At 64.2% G+C, this 22,358-nt stretch carries 19 protein-coding genes; 6 read left to right on the top strand and 13 right to left on the bottom strand.

Annotation, left to right across the window (positions count from 1 at the left end; translation table 11 throughout):
- Positions 1–65 precede the first annotated feature (65 nt).
- The 6 genes from C4S73_RS25795 to C4S73_RS25770 form a co-directional block, all read right to left on the bottom strand.
- Entirely contained in the window at positions 66–1,670 is a 1,605-nt protein-coding gene (locus C4S73_RS25795) for an FGGY-family carbohydrate kinase (protein ID WP_244595799.1), read from the bottom strand.
- Between the two features lie 66 nt (positions 1,671–1,736).
- Positions 1,737–3,026, bottom strand: a complete 1,290-nt coding sequence (locus C4S73_RS25790) for an ABC transporter substrate-binding protein (protein WP_103875460.1) — start codon at positions 3,024–3,026, stop codon at positions 1,737–1,739.
- A gap of 29 nt (positions 3,027–3,055) precedes the next feature.
- The gene (locus C4S73_RS25785; RefSeq protein ID WP_103875459.1) at positions 3,056–3,889 is read right to left on the bottom strand and encodes a carbohydrate ABC transporter permease; all 834 of its coding nucleotides are present in this window, start codon (positions 3,887–3,889) and stop codon (positions 3,056–3,058) included.
- Positions 3,879–4,730, bottom strand: coding sequence for a carbohydrate ABC transporter permease (locus C4S73_RS25780; protein ID WP_244595798.1), 852 nt, complete (start codon positions 4,728–4,730; stop codon positions 3,879–3,881). Before C4S73_RS25780 ends, C4S73_RS25785 begins: the two co-directional genes overlap by 11 nt.
- Positions 4,731–4,851: 121 nt before the next feature.
- Positions 4,852–5,733 (bottom strand): TauD/TfdA dioxygenase family protein, encoded by an 882-nt coding sequence (locus C4S73_RS25775; RefSeq protein WP_103875457.1) that lies wholly within the window; start codon positions 5,731–5,733, stop codon positions 4,852–4,854.
- A gap of 111 nt (positions 5,734–5,844) precedes the next feature.
- Entirely contained in the window at positions 5,845–6,501 is a 657-nt protein-coding gene (locus C4S73_RS25770) for a TetR/AcrR family transcriptional regulator (RefSeq protein ID WP_160115912.1), read from the bottom strand.
- 240 nt (positions 6,502–6,741) lie between these two features.
- On the opposite strand from C4S73_RS25770, the gene C4S73_RS25765 reads away from it, so the two are divergent.
- The 6 genes from C4S73_RS25765 to C4S73_RS25740 all read left to right on the top strand — a co-directional run bounded on the left by C4S73_RS25765 (position 6,742) and on the right by C4S73_RS25740 (position 12,614).
- Positions 6,742–7,752 (top strand): LacI family DNA-binding transcriptional regulator, encoded by a 1,011-nt coding sequence (locus C4S73_RS25765; RefSeq protein ID WP_103875490.1) that lies wholly within the window; start codon positions 6,742–6,744, stop codon positions 7,750–7,752.
- A 12-nt stretch (positions 7,753–7,764) separates the two neighbouring features.
- Entirely contained in the window at positions 7,765–8,784 is a 1,020-nt protein-coding gene (locus C4S73_RS25760) for an extracellular solute-binding protein (RefSeq protein WP_103875455.1), read from the top strand.
- A 318-nt stretch (positions 8,785–9,102) separates the two neighbouring features.
- On the top strand, positions 9,103–9,915 hold the full coding sequence (locus tag C4S73_RS25755) for an ABC transporter permease (protein WP_103875454.1): 813 nt from the start codon (positions 9,103–9,105) through the stop codon (positions 9,913–9,915).
- A gap of 5 nt (positions 9,916–9,920) precedes the next feature.
- Positions 9,921–10,715, top strand: a complete 795-nt coding sequence (locus C4S73_RS25750; RefSeq protein WP_103875453.1) for an ABC transporter permease — start codon at positions 9,921–9,923, stop codon at positions 10,713–10,715.
- Positions 10,712–11,779 (top strand): ABC transporter ATP-binding protein, encoded by a 1,068-nt coding sequence (locus C4S73_RS25745; RefSeq protein ID WP_103875452.1) that lies wholly within the window; start codon positions 10,712–10,714, stop codon positions 11,777–11,779. The genes C4S73_RS25750 and C4S73_RS25745 overlap by 4 nt, the downstream gene beginning before the upstream one ends.
- Before the next feature lie 10 nt (positions 11,780–11,789).
- Entirely contained in the window at positions 11,790–12,614 is an 825-nt protein-coding gene (locus C4S73_RS25740; RefSeq protein ID WP_103875451.1) for a phosphodiesterase, read from the top strand.
- A 310-nt stretch (positions 12,615–12,924) separates the two neighbouring features.
- On the opposite strand, the gene C4S73_RS25735 is transcribed toward C4S73_RS25740, so the two are convergent.
- The 7 genes from C4S73_RS25735 to C4S73_RS25705 form a co-directional block, all read right to left on the bottom strand.
- The gene (locus C4S73_RS25735) at positions 12,925–14,079 is read right to left on the bottom strand and encodes an ABC transporter substrate-binding protein (RefSeq protein WP_103875450.1); all 1,155 of its coding nucleotides are present in this window, start codon (positions 14,077–14,079) and stop codon (positions 12,925–12,927) included.
- 23 nt (positions 14,080–14,102) lie between these two features.
- The gene (locus C4S73_RS25730) at positions 14,103–16,289 is read right to left on the bottom strand and encodes a TonB-dependent receptor (RefSeq protein WP_103875449.1); all 2,187 of its coding nucleotides are present in this window, start codon (positions 16,287–16,289) and stop codon (positions 14,103–14,105) included.
- A gap of 316 nt (positions 16,290–16,605) precedes the next feature.
- On the bottom strand, positions 16,606–17,508 hold the full coding sequence (locus C4S73_RS25725) for a LysR substrate-binding domain-containing protein (RefSeq protein WP_103875448.1): 903 nt from the start codon (positions 17,506–17,508) through the stop codon (positions 16,606–16,608).
- Positions 17,509–17,592: 84 nt separating this feature from the next.
- Positions 17,593–18,486 (bottom strand): ABC transporter permease, encoded by an 894-nt coding sequence (locus C4S73_RS25720; protein WP_103875447.1) that lies wholly within the window; start codon positions 18,484–18,486, stop codon positions 17,593–17,595.
- Complete coding sequence (locus tag C4S73_RS25715; RefSeq protein WP_103875446.1) at positions 18,486–19,439, bottom strand: ABC transporter permease; 954 nt, start codon at positions 19,437–19,439, stop codon at positions 18,486–18,488. The genes C4S73_RS25720 and C4S73_RS25715 overlap by 1 nt, the downstream gene beginning before the upstream one ends.
- A gap of 6 nt (positions 19,440–19,445) precedes the next feature.
- On the bottom strand, positions 19,446–21,122 hold the full coding sequence (locus C4S73_RS25710) for a peptide ABC transporter substrate-binding protein (RefSeq protein ID WP_103875445.1): 1,677 nt from the start codon (positions 21,120–21,122) through the stop codon (positions 19,446–19,448).
- A gap of 71 nt (positions 21,123–21,193) precedes the next feature.
- The gene (locus C4S73_RS25705) at positions 21,194–22,330 is read right to left on the bottom strand and encodes an NAD(P)/FAD-dependent oxidoreductase (protein WP_103875444.1); all 1,137 of its coding nucleotides are present in this window, start codon (positions 22,328–22,330) and stop codon (positions 21,194–21,196) included.
- Positions 22,331–22,358 lie beyond the last annotated feature (28 nt).

Raw genomic sequence — 22,358 nt, 5'->3', positions numbered from 1 at the left:
CTTCCTCGGCAACGATTTCACCAAGGCTAGCACCGGGCCGGAGGTCCATAAAGGCTTGCCTCGCTTCAGGTTGAGCGAGACAGGCGATCGAGTTCCCGCCGTTGCTCGTGCATCGTGAGAAAGATCCGATAGTCGCGGTCGAAGCGGGCGCGCTGCGCTGCATCGGGGCTGCGGCGCCTGGCCGGGCCCAGCATCATCAGGCAGGCCTCCGGGAGAGTACCGAACTTGCCCGCAGCGCTGGCAGCCGCCATCGCCGTGCCGAGAAGCACGGCGTCGCCCGCCTCGGGCTGGACGACATCGCAGCCCGTGGCGTCGGCGTAGAGCTCCATGAGGAGCGGATTGTTCACATGCCCGCCGGCGACATGAAGCGTATCGTTGCGGTAACCCTTGGCGTTCAACGCCTCAATGATATGGCGAACGCCGAGCGCTATGCTGACGCAAGTGCGCCAGTAGAGCCGGCACAGGCTGTCGAAACTCGCATCGAGTGTCAGCCCCGAGATGACGCCGACGGCATTGGGTTGGGCCAAGGGCGAGCGGTTGCCATGGAAATCCGGCAGCACGTGCAGCCCTCCGGCGAAATCATTCCCTTCGGTGCGGCGCAATTCATCGACCCGCTCGCTGATGCGCCGATGCATGGCCGGGCCGGGCTCACCGCCGGCGCTGTGCCAGGCGATGATATGGTCGAGGAGGGCGCCGGTGGCCGATTGGCCGCCCTCATTGAGCCAGAGGCCCGGCAGCACGGCGCCAAGATACGGCCCCCACACGCCTGGAACGGCCCGCAACTCTGGCGACAGGGCCATCAGGCAGGTCGACGTGCCCGCGATCAGCCCGACATTAGTGTCGATGTCGCTGCCGCCGGCCGCGCTGCCGAGCAGCCCGAGCATGCCGGCATGCGCATCGATCAGCCCGGTCGCGACGCGGCATCGCGTCGTCAGGCCCAACTCCGCCGCGGCACCCGGCGTCAGCGGCCCGAGATCGGCGCCGATCTCGCTGACCTCATCGGGCAGGCCGCCACGCTCGAGCATGTCGGGAATGCCGACCGCCTCGAAGAAATCGCGCTGCCAGCCGCCCTCATGCGGCAGGTAGGTCCATTTGCAGGTGAGCGTGCATTGCGAGCGCGCGGTCCCGCCGGTCGCGCGCCAGGTCAGGAAATCCGCAAGATCGAAGAAATGGCCGGCACGCTCCCAGCTCTCCCGGACATGACGCTTGAGCCACATCAGCTTCGGCGTCTCCATCTCCGGCGAGATCGCGCCGCCGACGAAATCGAGCACGCGATGGCCCGTGGCATTGCAGCGTTGCGCCTCATCCGTGGCGCGATGATCGAGCCAGACGATCGTATCCCAATGCGGCTCCGCTCCGGCCGAAACGGGCAGCGGCGCGCCGGCGCGGTCGCGGACGACAAGGGAACAGGTCGCGTCGAAGCCGATGCCGCAGACCGCCGCCGGCGCAATGCCTGAGGCCGTGACGGCATCGCGCACGGCCTCGCAGACCGCGGCCCAGATCTGCGTCGAATCCTGTTCGGCCCAGTCGGGCTGCGGCCGTCGCATGGCGATGGCGCGCTCCGCCCGCGCAAGCTGCCTGCCCCCGAGATCGAACAGGCCGGCCCGCGCGCTGCCTGTGCCGACATCGACGGCAACGACATAGGATGCTTCGACCGTGGCTGAAGTCACGCGCTGCTCCGTCATGGATCCGTTCGAGACGGCCCGGCAAGAGACGCCGGGCCGATCAGATTACCCTCACGCAGGCAGCAGCGGCTGGACGCGCTCGGCGATCGCCTTGACGGCCTCGGCCGGGGTCTTGCGACCGAGCACGGCAAGCTGCACCTCCTCAAGGAACACCGACTGCGCCCGCACGGCCTCCGGGAAAGCCGGGAATGCGGGCCGCGCCTTGGCAAGGACCTCGGATTCGATCGCGGCAAGCGGTTGCGAGGCGGCAAAGCCCGCATCGGCATAGGTCGAGATGCGGACCGGCCCGTTGCCGTTGCGGGCCATGCCGAGCGTCACCGCCTTGCTGCTGACCGCCTTGATGAAGCTCCAGGCCAGTTCCTTGTCCTTGGCGTTGGCGGGGATCGCCATCGCCCAGGATTCGACGACCGCGCTCATACCCGCTCCACCCGAGACGGTTGCGGAACCGGGGAAGGCGACGGCCTTGATCTTGCCGGCGAATTGCGACTGGTCAGCATTGTTGAGCTGGGCGTAGCGGGCAAAGGGCAGCACGCAGAAGGCCGCCCGCCCCTGCTGCATCCAGGTCACCATGTCGTCATTGCGCGTCGTCGCGTAGCTGCGCGGCAAGGCCTTGGACGCAAGCAGATCGGCAAGGACCGCAAGGCCTTTCTGCATGGCCTCCCGATCGGGCATCAGCTTGAAGTCGAGCGTGATGAAATCGCCGCCGAAAGCGCGGGCGAACATGACCGGGAAGACAGCGAGATCGCTGGCGAGCACCATGCCCGTCACCGGCGTCCCCGCAGCCGAGGTGAAGGTCAGCTTCTTGGCCTGCTCGACCAGCTCTTCCAATGTCTTGGGCGGCGCGGCGATGCCGGCCTCCTTGAGCAACGCCTCGTTGTAGAACAGCGCCTGCGTCGCGTGGCGGACGGGAATGCCGACAAGCTTGTCCTTGACCGTCATCGCCTTGACGAGACCGGGCGCGAGATCGTCGAAAGCCTCGATCGGATCGGCCTTCTGCATCGCGTCCAGCGGCTCGAACAGCTTGGCGACATCGGCTGTCATCCGGTTGTCGATGACATAGCCGACATTGAACTCGGTCGCGTTCAGGCTGGCCTCGCGAAACAGCCTGTCCTGCAGCGGATTGCTGTCGAGCGTGGTCCAGGAGATCTTTGCCTTCTGCGCCTCGCGCCAGGGCGCGATCACGTCGCCGGCCGCGCCCTTGGTCAGGACGTTCTGATGGACCAGATGCGACAGCGCATTGATGGTCTTCTCCTGCGCGAGCGCACGACCGCCAAAGGCGAGCGCGCTGGCGCCAGCGCTTGCGGCAGCAAGGAAACGGCGTCGATTCAGCGTCGAGGTCATGGCGTTCTCCCTGGATGCGGTGACATTCGTCACCCTTTGGTCGCTCCGGCTGTGAGGCCTGCGACGAGAAACCGGTTCATGACGATCACGAAGAGCAGAACCGGGATGAGCTGCACCGTGGCGGCGGCGAAGAGCACGCCCCAATCGACCCCATCGACCGAGCTGATCATCTCGGACAGGACGAATGGCGCGGTCTTGGCTTTGGTCGCGGTGAAGATGAAGGCAAACAGGAACTCGTTCCAGGCGTAGACCACGACGAAGACCGCAACGGCGATCATGCCGGGCGCCGCGAGTGGCAGGATGACGCGCACCAGCAGGGTAAGCTGGCTGGCGCCATCAATCGTGGCGGCCTCGTCGAGTTCGCGCGGAATCTGGTCGATGAAGGTGCGCATCAAAACCGTGCCGAGCGAAACGAAGAAGGTCGCGTAGAGCACGATCAGGACGAGGTGGGTGTCGTTGAGCCCAAGCCAGTTGACCATCGGAAACAACGGCAGCGTCACCACGATCGGCGGGATCAGGCGGATGCAGATCAGGAAGAAGATCGAGCCGGCTGGGAACCGGCTTTGATGGCGCGAATAGATGAAGCCGGCCAGCGAACTCGCGGTGACGGCGAGGAGTGCCGCTCCGACCGTGACGATCAGACTGTTGCGCAGCCCGTCGAAAAACCCGCCCCAGCGCTCCCAGAGATTGAGATAATGCGCGAAGGTCGGGGTGAACACGAATTTGGGCGGCACTGCGAAGATGTCGCGCCCGGGCTTGAACGACGACAGCACGACGAAGGCGATTGGGAAGACCGACCAGAGCACGATCAGGATGACAGCGACCATCTTGCCGAGGCCGATCAGGAGACGCTCAAGCCGCATGGCTGGTCTCCTTCTTCAGGCGCCAGATATACCCGGTCGCCAGCAGCAGCGAGATCGCGACCATGATCCAGGCTGTAGCGGCGGCGCTGCCGAAGGAGTTGTACCGGAAGGCCTCGAGATAGAGATAGACCGCGACGACTTCGGTCGTGCGCGCCGGCCCCCCTTGCGTCATCAGCCAGACCTCGGAAAAGAGCCGGAAGGCGAAGATGTAGCGAAACAGCATAGCGATCAGGATCGCGGGTGCGAGCATTGGCAGCGTCACATGGCGGAAGAGCTGCCAGAGCGACGCGCCGTCCGTCCGGCCGGCTTCGTAGAGTTCCTTGGGGACCGCGAGGCGCGCGGCGTAGAGGATGATGAAGGTGAAGGGCAGGTGCAGCCAGATGGTGAGCAGGCCGACCAGGATCAGCCCATGTGCCGGCACGAAGGTCCAGTCCAGCGCCGGCAGTCCCAGCCAGGCGATCGCCGCCGTCACCGGGCCGACATCGGGATCGAACAGGAACCGCCACATCGCCACCGCCGTCACCTCGCTGATCGCATAGGGCGCCAGCACGACGACGAGCAAAAGGCGACGCATGGGTAGGCCCGCGGAAAAGAGCAGCGCCATGCCCAGCCCTATGAGCATCTCGATATGCACGGCAGCGGCGATGACGAGAACGGTGTTGAGCAGGGCCCGCCAGAAATAGGGGTCGCTGAGCACCCGGACATAATTGTCCCAGCCGACGAAACGTGCCGACTGGCCGAAGGTCGAGGACTGGAAACTTAGCCAGATCACGAAGAGCGACGGAATCACGATAACGCCCAGCACCATCACGTGCACGGGCGCAATGAACGGCAGGGTCACCCCTGCCAGTCCTCGCGGCTGGCGCTCCATATGCCTCCCTGTCTCCCCGCCTTGGCGACGGTGGATTTTATGGGTCGCGAGGCCGTCTGTTGCGGCGGCCCGCCCTATCGTAGTCCGAAAATCAGGCCGCGCGAGACGCCGAGCTCGGGGCGGCGGCAAGCGGAACCTGCCCCTCGATCGTGGTGCGGTACATCACCCGGCGATAGCCCGGATAATCGTTGATCGCGGTATGAAGCACGGTCGGGTTGTTCCACATGCCCAGAGTATTGGTCTCCCAACGCAGGCGGCAGTGGAATTCGGGCCGCGTCGCGCGCGCCATCAGGAAGGCGATCAGCGGCTTGCTCTCCTCCTCGGTCATGCCCTTGAAATGGGTCATCACGCTGGAAACGAAGACGTAGCGCTTGCCGGTGACCGGGTGCTGGCAGATCACCGGATGCTCGACGGCGGCATTCTCGATCGCCTCGATATCCTTGTTGACCCCCAGCCGCTTCTGCGAGGCGTTGATCGCGAAGACGCCGCGGCCGCTATGGATGCCGGTCAGCGTCTCCAGCGTCGCGACCATTTTCGGCGAAAGCGATTGATAGGCCTTCTCGAGGCTGCAGAAACAGGTATCGCCGCCCACAGGAGGGATTTCCTCGGCATAGAGCATGGTGATGCCCGGCGGCTTCTCCAGCCAGGCGAGATCCATGTGCCAGTCCTCGCCGATCACCTTGCCGGTGTCGTCGGGCTCGCGGACGAAACGGACGATGTCTTCGAAGCCTTCGAGGCCGGTATGCACGGGGTTGCCGCTGAAGGGGCCGAAGCGGCGGGCGACCTTCTGCATGGTGGGAGTGTCGAGCTTCTGATCGCGCACGGCGAGTGCGTGGAACTCGTGCAAGGCCCGTTGCACATCGCGGAACACCTCGTCCGAGCAGCTGGTCAGATCGACTCCGATGATTTCGGCGCCCATCGCGCCGGTGAAGGGGCGAACCTCGAAACGCTTGTAATCCTGAACGCTTTTCATGGGCGGTCCTCCTGAGCTGTCGCGATCTCCGCCGCGGACTGACTTACTTATAAGTAAGTCACATAGCCCAAGCGGCCGGTCAACGGATTTTTTCAATTGTCGAAATCGAATCTAGCGGCCGTCGCGAGTTGATCCGCCGGCCCAGGCCCGCAGGACGGTGTCCTCAAGAGCTGCGAAAAGCCGCTCGACCTCGACGAAACTCCCTGCATCCTGGGTCATCGGCGGACAGGAGAGCAGGGTCGAGCGCAGGAGCCGCACGATCGCCTCGACCGGGGCATCATGGCTGAGTTCACCGTCCGTGATCGCGGCGCGCACCGCATGGTCGAGCGCGCGATCATAGGTGCGGTTGACCTTTTCAAGCGCGCTGACCGCAATCTCGCCGAGCGCCGTGAGATCATGCCGGAGGCGCGACAAAGGGCTCCAGACGTTGCGGTCCTCAGGCGCGGGGTTGAACTTGTCGTAGAAGCGCCGGAGATCGTCGAGCTGGAGCGACAGGCGCTGCCTCAGGGGATGTCGGCCCGAGATCCAGTGCCGCTCGATCCGGGACTGGGCATCCGCCGAGATGTCGGCGACGAGCTCGTCCATGAGCTGGCGCTTGTTGCCGAAATGGTGATGGATATTGGCCCGCGTCGTGCCGATCACGCTGGCAATGTCGCCGAAGCTGAAACCGTCATGGCCGCGCAGCACATAGAGCTCCGCAGCGATCGCCTTGATCCGGTCGCGCGTGCTCGCGTTCTCGCCTGAGCCGGTGGAGGCCGTTTCCGTCAAGGCCGAATTCCTTTGCGCGTCGCTCGAACGACATCTTGGCTGTAAGCCAACAACCGCGATGACTTCAACCATGCGCGCCCCTCAGCAGCCGACAACGTCTGTGCCGCAGCCCCGCGCGACTGAAAACGACTGAAAACCGCGTCGCCGGGCTGTAATACGGCCGCGATACAGCCGCACCCACAATGAGGTTCCGGCTCGGCGAGCCCAACGTTTTGAGGTTCGCGCGCAATGAAGGCGACGATCACCACCATACGCGACGTTGCGGCGCGCGCTGGCTGCTCGATCGCAACCGTCAGCCGCGTTGTGAGCGGCACCGGGCCCGCGAGCGCCGCCATGCGGGCACGCGTGCAGGCTGCAGTGGCGGATCTCGGCTTCAAACCGAGCATGCCGGGCCGCAGCACCCGCCAGGCTCTTGGCGTCCTCGTTCCCAGCGTAACCAACCCTGTCTTCGCAGCGGCACTTGCGGGAATCCAGCATTGCGCCCGCGTGGCGGGGCTTTCCGTGATCATAACCCAATCCGATTATGACCCGCTGCGCGAGGCAGATGCGGTCAAGGCGCTGATCGAGGAGCGGCCGCTCGGGCTCGTTCTCACGGTGTGCAACCCCGACACCAGCCACGGGCTTCGCCACGCCGCCGATCTCGGCGTGCCCACCGTACTTGTCTACAATGAAGCGACGTCTGCTTATCCCGCCGCAGTCACCGTCGACAACCGCGCAGCCCTTTCCGACCTGGTCGGCGAACTCGTCGCGCTCGGTCACCGCAGCATTCTCTTCGTCGCCGGCCGGTTCTCGACTTCGGACCGGTCTTACTGGCGCTACGAAGGCTATTGCGATGCCATGCTGCTTGCCGGCCTCAAGACCCTGCCCCCTGTTGAAGTGGATTTCATCGAAGGGGCGAGCGACATCGATCTCACCAGCGCCTTTTCGCGCTGCAGCCCGACCGCCATCGTGGCCTCCAACGACCTCCTGGCCCTGACCGTTATCGCATCGGTTCGACGGATGGGCTTCGACGTACCCGGCGATATCTCGGTCACCGGTTTCGACGGCATCGAACTGGGCCGCCTCGTGACGCCCCGTCTCACCACGATCGAACAGCCCTCCTACACAATGGGCGTGTCAGCCGCGTCCCTGCTTCTCGACATCGTTGCCGGACGCGCCATCCCCCGGCCGATCCGCGCCAGTCATGTGTTTCGGCGCGGCCGCACGATCGCACCCGTTTCCACCAAAACATGTCCTTCTCCCAACCTTTGAAAGCAGATTCCCATGAGCGTAAAACTTCGCTTCCGCGATTATCTTCTGGCCGCGATCGCCGGCACCTTCATGCTTGGCCTGCCCCAGGCCCGCGCCGCTGATGTCATCTGCTATAACTGCCCGCCCGAATGGGCCGATTGGGGCACGATGCTCAAGACGATCAAGGCCGATCTCAACATCGACATTCCCCAGGACAACAAGAATTCCGGGCAGGCCATTGCCCAGATCATCGCCGAGAAGGCGAGCCCCGTCGCCGACATCGCCTATCTCGGCGTGAACGCCGGCATTTCCGCCGCGGCGCAGGGGCTGACCGGCGCTTACAAGCCGGCTAAGTTCGACGAAATTTCGGACGGTCTGAAGGATCCCAACGGCAATTGGTGGACGGTGCACCAGGGCACGCTCGGGCTCTTCGTCAATGTCGATGCGCTCCAGGGCAAGCCCGTGCCGGCCTGCTGGGCCGATCTCAAGAAGCCCGAATACAAGGGCCTCGTCGGCTATCTCGACCCGACTTCGGCGGCTGTCGGCTATGTCTCCGCGGTTGCCATCAACACCGCCTTTGGCGGCACGCTCGAGAACTTCACTCCCGCCATCGATTATCTCAAGGCCTTGCGCGCCAACGAGGCCATCGTCACCAAGCAGACCTCCTACGCGCGCACCGTGTCGGGCGAAATCCCGATCCTCATGGACTACGACTTCAACGCCTACCGCGCGAAGTACAAGGAAAACGGAGCGTTCGCCTTCGTCATTCCCTGCGAAGGCACGGTGAACTTTCCCTATGTGATGACGATGGTGAAGAACGCCCCGCATCCGGAAAAGGCCCGCGCGGTTCTGGACTACCTGCTGTCGGACAAAGCGCAGATCATGTGGGCGAATGCCTATCTCCGCCCCGCCCGCTCCGTTGCTCTTCCCGCCGACATCAAGTCGCGCTTCCTGCCCGACAGCCACTACGCGCGGGCCAAGACAGTGGACTGGGGAGCGGCCCAGGCCGCCCAGAAGGACTTCCAGACTCGTTATCTGAAGGAAGTCCGCTAGAGCGTGCCGGTTCTTCTCGGAAACACCGGGTTATCCCGGGCTTGACCCGGGCCCCATTCCGGAGCGCTTGCGATCGATGTTCGGGCATGGATCCCGGCTCGACGCTTCGCTCCGGCCGAGATGCCCCGCGCTTCTCCGAACGCAGCATGCGCTAGCTCCCGAAGAACCAGCCTCGCTCCTGTTCCGGCGACCAGCCTGGTGTCGAGACGGCTCGGGCTTATGACGCGATGATCACCCCCTGACGACATCTGTCCGACATCGTCAGGGGTCAGCCAGCGACCGCATCGGCCGCTGCCTTGCCAATTCCGGAATCCTTCGATGCCCAATCATCGCTTCAATATCGTGCTGCTGCTACCTCTGGCAGTCTTCGTGCTCGCCTTTCTCATCCTGCCCCTCGGACAATTATCCGTGACGGCAGGATCCGGCGAACAAGGGCTCATGGCGTTCGTCAGCATTCTGACCGAGGAACGCTATCGCACGAGCCTTTTCGTCACGATGCTGCTGGCGCTCGCGACGACGCTGGCCACTTTGATAACCTCGACGATCGCGGCGCAGACCCTGGCCGGACGCCGCTTCCCCGGCCGCAGCCTCGTCGTCGCGCTGCTGACCTTCCCACTGGCTTTTCCCGGCGTCGTGGTGGGCTTCATGATCATCCTGCTCGGCGGCCGGCTCGGACTTGTCGGGACGCTGACCAAGGCGACGATCGGCACCAATGTCGTGTTCGCCTATTCGATCGTCGGGCTGTTCATCGGCTATCTCTATTTTTCGATCCCGCGCGTGATCCTCACCCTCATGGCTGCCGCCGAGAAACTCGATCCGTCGCTCGTCGAGGCCGCCCGCTCGCTGGGAGCGGGACCGTTCATGATCCAGCGCGATGTCGTGCTGCCGGCTCTCTACCCGGCCCTGTTCTCGGCGGGAGCGCTGAGCTTCGCCACGGCGATGGGCGCGTTTGGCACGGCCTTCACGCTGGCAACCAGCATCGATGTGTTTCCGATGGTGATCTATACCGAGTTCACGCTGGCAACCAATGCCAGCATGGCGGCGGCCCTCTCGATCGTGCTCGGTCTGGTCACCTGGGCGGCGCTTGCGCTCGCGCGGTCCGGTTCGAGCCAGGTCCCGGCGGCAGGCTGAAGACGATGACCATCCGCTGGACCACCCTTGTCGGGGGCTGCCTGACAGCCCTCATCGTCGCTTTCCTCGTTACGCCCGCCATTATGTCGATCGTGGCGGGCCTGAGCGTCAATTACGCGAAAGGCCTGTCGAGCGGATTGACGCTCAACTGGGTCATCCAGGTCTGGGCGCTCTATTCCGACACCATCCTGAGGTCCATTCTGGTCGCTCTGGCAACGCTCGCCTTGACACTGTTGATTGGCGTCCCCGGCGCCTATGCCCTCGTGCGGCAAGGAGGGCGTCTTGCCGTCCTGGTGGAAGAACTCATCACGCTGCCGGTCGCGATTCCGGGGCTCGCACTCGCGCTGGCCCTGATCATCACCTATGGCGGCTTTGGCGCCTTCAGGGGGTCAAGCCTGTTCATCGTTGTCGGCCACGTGCTCTTCACCCTGCCCTTCATGGTGCGGGCCGTCATGGCTGTCCTCGGCACCATCGATTGGAAGACGCTCGATGAAGGAGCCGCCAGCCTCGGGGCCTCGTCCTGGCGGCGCTTTTTCGACGTGATCCTGCCGAATGTGCGCCCTGGCGTCATGGCCGGCGCCTTGACCGTGGTGACGCTCTCGATCGGCGAATTCAACCTCACCTGGATGATGCACACACCGCTGACCAAGACCCTGCCGGTCGGTCTTGCCGACGCCTATGCGTCGATGCGCCTCGAGATCGCCTCCGCCTATACGCTGACCTTCTTCATCATGATCGTTCCGCTCTTGATCGGCATGCAAATGGCTGCCGATTTCACGGAGAAAAGGCCCAAGCCATGAAACCCAAGGACGAGAAGCGCGGGTCGTCCGTTAGCACGCATGCGCTGACCAAGACCTTCAACGGCAACATCGCCCTGCAATCGACGACACTCCAGATTCCAGCCGGTGAGATTCTCGTTCTGCTCGGACCATCCGGCTGCGGCAAGACCACGCTGCTGCGCCTGATCGCGGGGCTCGAACAGCCGGACGGTCCCGGCATGATCCATTTCGATGGCGAGGATGTCTCGGGTGTTGCGATCGAGCGCCGCAATATCGGCATGGTCTTCCAGTCCTACGCTCTGTTCCCGAACATGACCGTGGCGGAAAACGTCGCCTATGGCCTGAAGGTGCGCAAGGTCGCCCGCGCCGAGCGCGACGCGCAGACGCAACGCCTGCTGACGATGGTCGGTCTGGAGGATCTCGCCGACCGTCGCATCGACAAGGTGTCCGGCGGCCAGCGTCAGCGGGTGGCGCTGGCACGAGCGCTGGCGATCAAGCCGCGCGTCCTGCTCCTCGACGAGCCGCTCGCCGCGCTCGACGCCGTGCTGCGCGAACGGCTCCGGGTCGAGATCGGCGAGTTGCTGCGTGATTTCGGCATCACCGCCATCTATGTCACCCATGATCAGGCCGAGGCCATGGCGATCGGCGATCGCATCGCGGTCATGCAGCGCGGCGCGATCGCCCAGATCGACACGCCGCGGATGATCTATCGCCGTCCTGCAAATGCCTTCGTCGCGGAATTCGTCGGCACGATGAACCGGCTCGACGGCAAGGTGACCTCTGGTGTGCTGGCCGTCGGTGACGGCGATCTGGCGACGCGTCTGGCCATCGGGGGCGTCGATCGCGACACGACCCTCTGGTTCCGGCCCGAAGCCATCCGCCTTTCATCGGATTCCGAAGCGCCCATTCGGGGGCAACTGCGCAGCTCGACCTTCTTCGGCGCGACGCAGCGGCTCACCGTCGCGATAACGCCCGGCAAGGAGCTGCAGATCGACGTGCCTTCCGACCTGTCGTTCAGCGCCGGCGCCCCCCTTCGCCTGGACATCGCGCCCGAGGCGATGCTCGAATTCCAACCCGAAACCTGATCGCCTCTCCATGCTCGTTGCTCAGATATCCGATTTGCACATCCGTCCTCATGGCCAGCTCGCCTATGGCGTCTCCGAAACCAACGTCTTCGCCGAGCACGCGATCAACGCGCTTCTGCGCCTGCGCCCGGCGCCGGACCTCGTCCTGGTGACGGGTGACGTGACCGATTGCGGATTGGAGGAAGAATACGCCATCGCCACCGGTCTGTTCGCGAGGCTGCCGATGCCGGTCTATTGCGTTCCCGGCAACCATGATCGCCGCGAAGCCATGCGGGCGGCTTTCAGCGCGGCGGGCTATATGCCCGAAGCCGGCGAACTGAACTTCGTGGTCGAAACTCGCCCTCTCAGGCTGATCGGCCTCGACAGCCTCGTGCCCGGCGAGAGCTTCGGCGCCCTGTCCGATGCAACGCTCGGGTTTCTGGCGAAGGCGCTGGCATCCGCACCGGACGTGCCGACCCTGGTGATGCTGCACCATCCGCCGTTTCGCTGCGGCATCGGGCATATGGATCGCGTCCGCCTGCTCGGCGGCGTCGACCGACTCGGCGCCATCATCGCGGCTCACCCGCAGGTGGAGCGCATCCTGTGCGGGCACCATCATCGCGCGATCCAGCATCGCTTCGCAGAAACGCTGTGTCAGGTCGCGCCATCTGTCGCCCATCAGGTCGATCTGGATCTGCGCGACGAGGCGCCGTCCAACTTCGTTCTCGAGCCGCCGGCCTTCCTGCTGCATGCGTGGATCGAGCGCGAAGGATTGGTCACGCACACGTCGCAGGTCGATCGATCCCCGGGTCCCTTCCCGTTCATCCTGCCCGATGATTATCCCGGCAGAAAGTGATCGCCTGATCGGTGAATGCGATCCCTATATCGTCAAGCGGAGCTTTGGCGCGGATCAGGACCTGCGTCGGGCATCAGCGAAAGGCGGCGTCGTCCCGGGCGGAGCGCAGCGTAGACCCGGGATCCATTCCTGAACCTCTCAGAAAAGCGTTCCGGAATGGATCCCGGATCGGCGCCGCTAACGCGGCTTGTCCGGGATGACGGCAGAGTGACAACGGGAAAGCAAGTATCCAGCCTCGTTGTATTCAATTTCGGCTCGCCTTTGAGGACTCATCGGCCGCCTCTTCTCCGGCCGCCGATAGCTTCGCCAATCAGGGCGTACCCATCGCACCGCTTTTGCCGGCGTCGAGGTCGGTCCAATAGCCCGGCCTGTAGGGAATCGGCAGGAAGCGCTCATGCAACTCCCGCAGCGTCGCTTCCGGATCGAGATCGGAAAAGAGCTGCGGGTGCAGCCAGGTTGCGATGCGCTGAAGCGCCACGAACTGATACGGGCTGTTGTAGAACTGATGCCAGATCGCGTGAACCCGGCGGTTCGCTACCGCTGACGAATGCAGGAAGGCCGGGCGTTGTGCCAGCATGGCGAGCTTGCGCCGTGCCTCCGCCAGATCGGCCCCCGGCCCAAGCCCGACCCAGCCACCGCCGGGCGCAAGCGCGCCGAAGCTGCCCCCGGTCACGATCAGCACGTCAGGATCACGCGCAATGATCGCCTCCGGATTGATGCTGCCGAAGGTTCCGGACAACAGCGCCGAGCCGAGATTTCGCCCGCCGGCGATCTCGACCATGCGCCCGAAATTCTCCGGCCCGAAGCTCAGGCAGCAACCTTCCGAATAGCCGGGAATACGGTCGACCATCACCAACGGGCGTTTGAGCTTGGATTCCTGCGCCAGCCTGTCGGTTATCCGCGCCGACTGTGCTGCGCGGAATGCGATCAGCCGCTCGGCGACCGCTTCGCGTCCAAACAGCTTGCCGAGCAGGCGCAGGGAGGGCTCGATGTTCTCGAAGGGGGCATGGCGGAAATCGATATAGACAACCGCTATGCCGACCGAGGCGAGCTTCTCGATGAGCCGGGTTTCGTCGCTCGCCCGTTGCGCCTCGTAGTTGAGCAGGACGACGTCCGGATTCAGGACGATGGCGCTTTCAACGTCGAACCCTCCCCCAGCCACGCTCCCGAATTTCGGCAGCGCCGCCGCCTGCGGATAAGCAGCCACATAGGCGGCATAGCTCTCCGGATCGGCCTTCTCCAGATCGGCGCCCCAGCCGACAACCCGCCCGAACGGCGCCTCGCGATCGAGCGCCGCCACCGTATGAATCTGTCTGCCTTCCGCGAGCAGGACGCGCTGGACGGGCAGGGAGAGACTGACTTTGCGGCCCGTGATGTCGGTCAGCGTCACCTGCTCGGCCCGGCCGGGCGCGATGCCGCCGAGCATTGCCAGCAGCGCCGCGACGAAACCCGCGATCAGGCCCATCCGCGCCGGACGGAAGCCAGGCTTCACAGGTCGACCGACATGGAAAGGCGGTAGGTCCGCGGCGCGCCGAGATAGAAGGTGCCGAAGGACGCCACGCTCGACCAGTATTTTTCCGCCGTGACGTTCTGAACGGAGGCCCGGAAGGTCGTCTTGCGGCCGGCGATCTCTGTGGCGTAGCGCGCGCCGACATCGACCCGTGCCCAGTCCGGAAGCGATTGGGTGTTGGCGGCATCGATGTATTGCTTGCCGGTATAGATCAGGGCCCCTGTCAGAGTGAGGCCCTTGAGCCAAGGCACATCCCATTCGGCGCCCAGGTTGAACTGAGTGGACGGCACGCCGATCGGGTCATTGCCGCGATTGAGCGCGACCGCCGTTTTGGTCAGCGTGCCGTCGAGCAAGGCGAGCCCACCCAGGAGCCGCAGCCCGGACGCGACCTCGCCATAGACGTTGAATTCGAGCCCGCGAACGCGCTGCTCGCCACCGATGACGAACAGATTGCCGTTGAGTTCCCCGCTCGGCTTGGTGATCTGGAAGCCTGCGAGCGTCGCTCCGAAGCTGCCATACTGCACCTTCACGCCGGCCTCATACTGCTTCGTCCGGTAGGGCGCGAAGGTCTCGCCGGCATTGCTGGCCGTGTTCGGGGCGATGTCGCCGCGACTCAGTCCTTCGACGTAATTGGCGTAAAGCGACACATTCTCATGTGGCCGCAGGACGAGACCGACCAGAGGAGTCGTGGCGCTCTCGTCATAGGACGAGGTCACTGCCCCGTTTATCGTCGAATAATTGGTCGATTCGACGGATTGCCGGCGCAGGCCGAGCGTCAGCGCCACGCGCTCGTCCAGCACGGACAGCGTGTCGGCCAATGCGATGCTGGTCAGGTCGCTGTCCGAGAGCCTGATGCGGGGAGCGCGCGTCGCGAATTGCGGGGCAGTCACGGCGGGAGCGTAAATGTTCGACGCGAAAGCGCGTCCGACGGTCAGGGCCCGGTCGGTATCCTCATGATAATAGGATGTCTGGAAGGTCAGTGCGTGCTTGATGAATCCCGTGTCGAATCGGGCGCGGAAACCAGCGTCATAGGTCCGTCGATCAATCGTCAGGTCGAAATATTGCGGCGCCTGCGTGGTATCGCCTCGCAGATTGAGAATCGTCGGCAGCGGCGAATTGGCGAAGAAGCGGTTGACCCGCGACCGTGAGCCGCCGGCATTGGCAAACAGCGTCACATTGTCGGTGAGATCATATTCGTTCTTGATCAGCGCCGACGTGTCGTCGACCTGCGAGGTTTCCCAGGGCTGGATCATGTTGCGGGCACCATTGGGTGCCTTCGGAACCGGAATGCCGGCGCTCATCCTGTAGGGGCGAGAAGGCGCATCCCAGCTGTCGCGCTGCGTCAGGGCATAGACCCAGCTCCTGAAACGCTCCCCCTGATAATCCAGCGCCAGCGAGCCGATGCCTGTGACGTTGTGCTGGCCGTCGATGGCGGTATCACCGCCGCGCAGACTGCCGTTGACGCGCGCACCGAATTCACGGCCGGCGCCGTATCTGCGAGCGACGTCGAAGGTGGCGCCTCCATAGGCTTTCGAGGCAAATTCCGTTCCCACGCGCGTCAGATCGGCCTCCGCGCGCTTTGGCACGATGTTGATGACGCCGCCGATCCCGCCATTGGGCGCGATGCCGGTCAGTGCCGCTGACGGGCCCTTGAGCACCTCGATTCGCTCGGCGTAATCGGTGAAGACCTTGTAGTTCGGCGCCACGCCGAAAACGCCGTCGAAGGCGATCTCGCCGCTATTGCCCTCTCCGACTGGAAATCCCCGGATGTTGAACGATTCGACGATGCCGCCGGAGGGATGAGAGCTGCGCACGGAGGGATCGAGGATCAGCGCGTCGGACAGCGTCGGCGCCTGCTGATTACGGATGAATTCGTCCGTGTAGCTCGTGACGTTGAAGGGCGACTTCAGCGTATCGGCATTCCCCAGCAGGCCAAGGCGCGCGCCTGTCGCCACCTGCCCGCCCGCAAAGGCGGGGGGAACGGCCGTCGCGGCCGGCCCCTCGACGACGAGTTCGTCGAGTTGGACCGCGGGAGGTACCTGCTGCGCCTGAGCAACTGCCGAGCCCAGGGCGATCGCGGCACCGGTCAGCGCCAACCTGCGCAGCCCGAGACCAGGCTCCGCGCGCGCTTCAGTCCGGGCGGGAAAGGTGCGCTGAGTCGTCATGCTCGTCTCCGTCAATAAATACCCAGCCGAGACAAGCTCGGCTCAACGGGGCTTTACTGTCAGGGGCAGATCATGATCGCAAATATAAAATGGAGATCGCGCACATACACAGAACTTGATGTCGCAAAATTACAACTCTAATCTTGTAATTACTATAAAGTGCGCCTTTGAGTCTCGCAAGAATACATCCACCCCCTCTTGGAAGGAGCAGAGCATTGACGTGCCCATGCAAAACGCACTGGATAGAGCCCGTCAGCACGCCTCGGTCGATCACGATTTTTGAAACCCTGCCTCTAAAAATCAGAGGCAGCCGCTGTCAGGTCGCATACCGGCGCACAAGCGCGCGCGCGTCCTCGATCTCGCTTCGGATCCACTCCTCGACAAGCGCGACCTCGCGACGCCGGCGCATCTCCGGCGGGCGCACGAGGTAATAGGACGAGCCGGTCGGCACCGCCTTGGGAACGGCCACGGCCAGCCGGCCGGCCTGGATCGCTTCATGGGCCAGCACGACATCGGTCACCGCGACGCCAAGTCCGGCTTCCGCCGCACTCAAGGCCATGTCGAGCGCGTCGAAATCCAGCCCGCCGCTGGTGTCGAGCCGCGTTCCCGATTTTTCGGCCCAGGTGAGCCAGTCCTGCCGGTCCGGCAAGGGGTGGAGTAGCGTCGCATGTGAGAGATCGGTCTCGCCTGCGAGCATTCCGTCGAGATAACCCGGCGCGCAGACCGGCAGGATCCATTCGGGATAGAGCTCGCTGGCGCAGTCCAGCGGCCAATTGCCGATGCCGTAGCGAATGCCGAGATCGGCGTCGGTGTCGTTCAGCGTCATGTCGTTGAGACGGGTATGGACGTTCACCTTGATCAGCGGATGCCGCTCCTTGAACCCGCGCAGCCGTGGCAGCAACCAGCGCAGCGCGAAGGTCGGCAGAACCTTGATCGTCACCGCGTCGCGGTCGTTTCGAAACGGATTGACGGCATTGGCGATGTGGTCGAACGCCTCCTTGACGCTGAGTGCCAGGCGCCGGCCGGCATCCGTGATCTCCAGTCCGTTATGGGTGCGCAGGAAGAGCTGGGCGCCGAGCTGATCCTCGAGAATCTTCACTTGCCGGCTGACCGCGCTTTCGCTGACGTTCAGGATCAGCGCCGCCTTCTTGATGCTGAGCTGTGCGGCGACGACCTCGAAACAACGCAGCGCATTCAGGGAGGGCAACCGTCTCGTCATGGCGTCTCCCTTCCGCGCTTGTCCTGCCCGCGCTTGTCCCGCCCGCGATCGTCTTCCACCCGCGCCGGACCGACGGGATTTCAGTTAGCCCAGATCCATCCTTGGATCGAGCGCGTCCCTGAGCCCATCGCCGACGAAGTTGAAGCTGGTGACGGCGAGCGTGATGGCGGCGCCCGGCAGAATGGCCAGCCAGGGCGCGCTGGTGAGGTAGCTTTGTGCGCTTTCCAGCATGTTGCCCCAGCTCGGTGTCGGCGGCTGGATGCCGTAGCCGAGGAAGGAGATGTAGCTTTCGGCCAGAATGGCGTGAGCGACATTGAGCGTGGCCGCGACCACGATCGGCGCGACCGCGTTCGGCAGGAGTTCGCGGAACATGATGCGTCGGTGGGATGCGCCGAAGGAAACCGCGGCCTGTACGAAGTCGCGCGACTTCAGCGAGCGGATCTGCGCCTCGACGACGCGAGCCACTTCCATCCAGGAGGTCATCGCGATCAGCATCACGATCGAGGGGACGGAAGGCTGGATCAGCGCCGAGATGGCCAGCAGCAGAAAGATCGAGGGAAAGCACAGCATGGCGTCGACGAAACGCATCAGCGCCGTCCCGACAATGCCCTCGTAGAAGCCTGCGATGAGCCCGATGCACACGCCGATCGCCATGGCGATGATCATCGCGCAGAAACCGACCGCAAGCGAGATACGCCCCGCCATCAGCAGGCGCGCCAGGATGTCGCGACCCAGCGGGTCGGTGCCAAGGATATGTGGCCCCGAGAAGGGCGGCGCGAAGCGCTGGCGGATGTCGATGAAGGTATCGGTATAAGGCAGCAGCATCGGACCCAACACACAGGCCAGCGTCAGCAGGACGATGCCGCAGGCACCGAACACCGCCAGCTTGTGACGCCGGAAGCGCTTGAAGCCGGGCCGATGCCATAACCCTGGCGGCGGCAGAGAAAGCGTTTCGACGGAGACATGCGACGCGCTCATCAGCCGCTCCTCGCGATGCGCGGATCAGCCACGCCGTAGAGCAGATCGGCGGTCAGGCTGCCGAGGAGGACGAGGACTGCGCTGAACATCAGGATGCCCATGACCACGGGATAATCGCGGTAGCTGATCGAATCGAGGAAGAGCCGGCCCATGCCGGGCCAGGTGAAGACCGTTTCCGTCACCAGCGCACCCGACAGCAGCGTGGGCACATGAAGGCCGGTAATGGTGATCATCGGCAGCAGCGCATTGCGCAGCGCGTGGCGGATCAGGATCGAGCGCTCGGAGAGCCCCTTGGCGCGGGCCGTGCGGACATAGTCCTGGTTGACGACTTCGAGCATCGAGGAGCGCATGTAGCGGCTCCATACCGCCGTCGAGACCAGCGCCAGCACCATGACGGGGCCAATCATGTGGTGAATCTGGTTCATCAGCGAGCCGTCGCCAATGGTGTAGCGATTGCCCGAAGGCAGCCAGCCGAGCCAGACCGAAAAGACGTAGATCAAGACCAGGCCGAACCAGAAGGTCGGGATCGACAGCGCTATCATCGCGCCGACCGTGGCCAGCGAGTCGAACAGCGAATAGCGGCGGATGGCGCCCAATATGCCGATCCAGGCGCCGAACGTCATAGCCAGCACGGTTGAAGTCGCCATCAGCTGCAGCGTTGCCCCGATATGCGAACCGATGATCGCCGTCACGGTCTGTCCGTCACGATAGGATCGGCCCCAATCCCCCGACAGCATCCTCCAGAGCCATTCGCCATATTGCACCGGCAGTGGCCGGTTCAGGCCAAGCTGTTGCGCTATGCGGTCGAGATCCTCCTGGGACATCTCGCCGCCGGCAGCGAATTGCGACATTGGCCCGCCGGGAGCCAGGTGCAGGATGGCGAAGCCGATCATCGAAACGATGAACAGCAGCAACACGGCCTGCCCGAAGCGGCGCAGAAGAAAGGAGCTCATGAGACCTTACGAGGCCCAGAACCAGTCGCGCATGTTCCAGCAGTTGGAAGAGCAGTTGATGTTCGGAGCAAAGCCGTTCAGCCCCTCCTTCAAGCCCTCCGCCATGACCGACTGGTAGACCGGCAGGAGGACGAGATCCTCGCGGATCATGCGCTGGATCTGGCTGTATGTGGCCTTGCGCTCGCGTTGATCGAACTGGCTGGCTCCAAGTGCCAGCAGCTTGTCCATTTCGGCGTTCTGATACTGGTAGGTATTCAGCCCAGCCCCCTGTTTGGCGGGGATCGCCTTGCCGGAGAAGCGCGGTGTGACGTCGGGATCGTTGCCGATCATGAAGTTCGAGCCGACGGTGACGGATTCGAACTTCGACTTCTGCCAGAAATCGCCCCATATCACCGCCGCCGGCATGTTGCTGATCTTCATCTCAGCGCCGATGGCGCGCCAGTCCTGCTGCAGAAGTTGCTGCGACTGTTCGCGGCCGGGATTGCCGGTTGTGGTCGAGTTCGCAAAGGAGAGCCGCACGCCGCTCTTTTCACGGATCCCGTTCGCGCCGCGCGTCCAACCTGCGGCATCAAGCAGGGCGTTGGCGCGGGCCGGGTCGTGTCTGTGCACGGGAAGGTCCGGCTCAAAAGCCCAGGATTCGCGCGGCAGAAAGGATTCGGTCGCGACCGGCAGCCCGTAATAGATCGCGTCGATCCGCGCCTGCTTGTCCATGGCAAGATAGAGCGCCTCGCGCACCACCTTGTTGGCGAAGGGGCCGAATTCGAGATTGAGCGCGATATGCTCGACGAAAGGCGTCGGCGAGCGTGAGATTCGTCGCCCCTTCAGGCTTTCGGCTTCTTTGGCGAAATGGGCTGGAATGCCGCCGATGCCGAGATAGTCGACCTGCCCGGTCCTGAACTGGGTATAGAGCGCGGTCAGGTCGGGGATGTATTTGAACACCACACGTTCGAGATGCGGCCCAGCGCCGTGATAGCTCTCGCTTGCCTGCAGCAGGAGATTGTCGCCTGCGACGCGCTCGCCCCAGCGGAAGGGTCCGGTCCCGATCGGCCGGTTGTTGAAGGGGGCGGTGTTGGGATCATCAGCTTTCGCCAGAATGTGCCTGGGAACCATGAAGGTCAGTGCCAGGATCGAGAGATAAGGCGAGTAGGCGCCTTCCATCCGCCAGTGGATCTCGTCGGGCGCGACGATGGCGATGTCGCGCACGAGATTGTGGCCAATGCGGTTGCGGACCCGGAAGCCCGGCGTGTTGATCAGCTCAAGCGTGTATTTCACGTCCTCCGCGGTGAATGGCGTGCCGTCATGCCATTTCGCATCGCTGCGCAGCCTGATCTTCCAGGTGAGACCGTCGGCGGAGAGCCCGCCATTGGCGACGCTGGGCACCTCGCGGGCGAGATCGGGTACGAAACGCCCTTGCGGATCGATATGCCAGAGCGGACTGAAGAGCTGCCACCAAACGCCCTGGTCGACTTCGCTGCCCGGCATCAGCGGGTTGAAGACCGTCGGCTCCTGCGAGATGCCGGCGACCACCTGCCCGCGCGGTTTTGCCGGGGCAGTCGCGGGTTTCATCTGGGCGGCTGCCCGCTTTTGCCCGCCGATGAGCGCGCCGCCTCCCGCGAGCAGGCCGAGCGCCAGCATGTCGCGGCGCCTCAATCCGAGGCCGTGGTCCCTGTCGCGATCCGTCATCTGATATCCCCTTTGTTGCACGGGCTGTTTTCAGCCTCGAAACGCTGTCACGCCGAGCGGCGCCGAATTCTTCAGGCGCCTCCGACGAGGCCCTCGCGCGACGGCGAAAGATCACGAGCCGACACCCCGATTTCCGTCAGGTGAGCAGGCAAGTCATGGCCGGCGACGAGCGCGGCGAGCGCCTGTCCCATCGCCGGCGAGGTCAGGATTCCGCAGCCACCCTGCCCGGCGAGCCAGAAGAAGCCCGGCGCGTCCGGCCTGCTTCCGGCCACCGGATTCCTGTCGGCGACGAAGCTGCGCAGCCCGGCCCATTGGCTCAAGGGGCGCCCGATGCGCAGCCGTGTCTCCGCCTCGATGTTTTCGATCGCCTGCGCGACATCGAGATCCTCTGGATAGACATCTCCCGGCTGCGTTGGCACTGCATCCGACAGGCTGCCCATAAGACAGCCTTGTTCGGGCTTGACGTACCAGTTGTAATCGACGCTGCCGACATGGGGCCAGGAGCGCGTATCGAACTCCTTCTGCAAGGCGAAGGTGAAGGCGGTACGCCGATGCGGGACGATGCCGATCGGCGCGAGCCCCGCCATGCGGCTGACCTCGTCGGCCCAGGCTCCAGCCGCATTGACGAGGATCGGCGCCGCGATTTCGCCGCCCTGCCATCCCACGATCCACGCACCGCTCTCGCGGCGGATGCTTTCGATGGGAGTGCGCGTGAGCAGCGACGCGCCCCTGGCCTTGGCGCCGCGCAGATAGCCCTGGAGCAGAAGGTCGACGTCGATATCCATGGCATCGGGCTCATGGACCCCGGCATCGACATTCTCGGCGACGAGTGCCGGGAACAGCGCCAGCGCGGCTTCCTTATCGAGATACTCAGCGCGAGCCCCGGCGGAAGCGAGATTGTCCTGCAACCGACGAAGCACTCCTTCCTTCCCGGCCTTCGCCACTGTCAGGCAGCCGCGCGGCGTCAGGATCGAATGTGTGCAGAAGCCCTCCGGCGGCGTTTCCAGGAAGCTGCGGCTGGCCTGCGCCATGCGACGCATCGTCGGGGCACCGATCCCGACCGTGAACTGGGCAGCGGTTCGGCCCGAGCTGTGGTAGCTGAAATGCTCCTCGCGCTCGACCAGCGCAACCGAGCCGTGCTGCGACAGAAAATACGCAGCGGAAGCTCCCGCAATCCCGCCTCCGACGATGACGACGTCTACCTTCATCAGTCGACAAAATCCTCGAACCGCCATG

It is taken from the genome of Allobosea lathyri, assembly GCF_900108245.1.
In the GTDB taxonomy this organism is placed as follows: Bacteria; Pseudomonadota; Alphaproteobacteria; order Rhizobiales; family Beijerinckiaceae; genus Allobosea; species Allobosea lathyri.
This window is presented reverse-complemented; position numbering and strand designations above follow the sequence as displayed.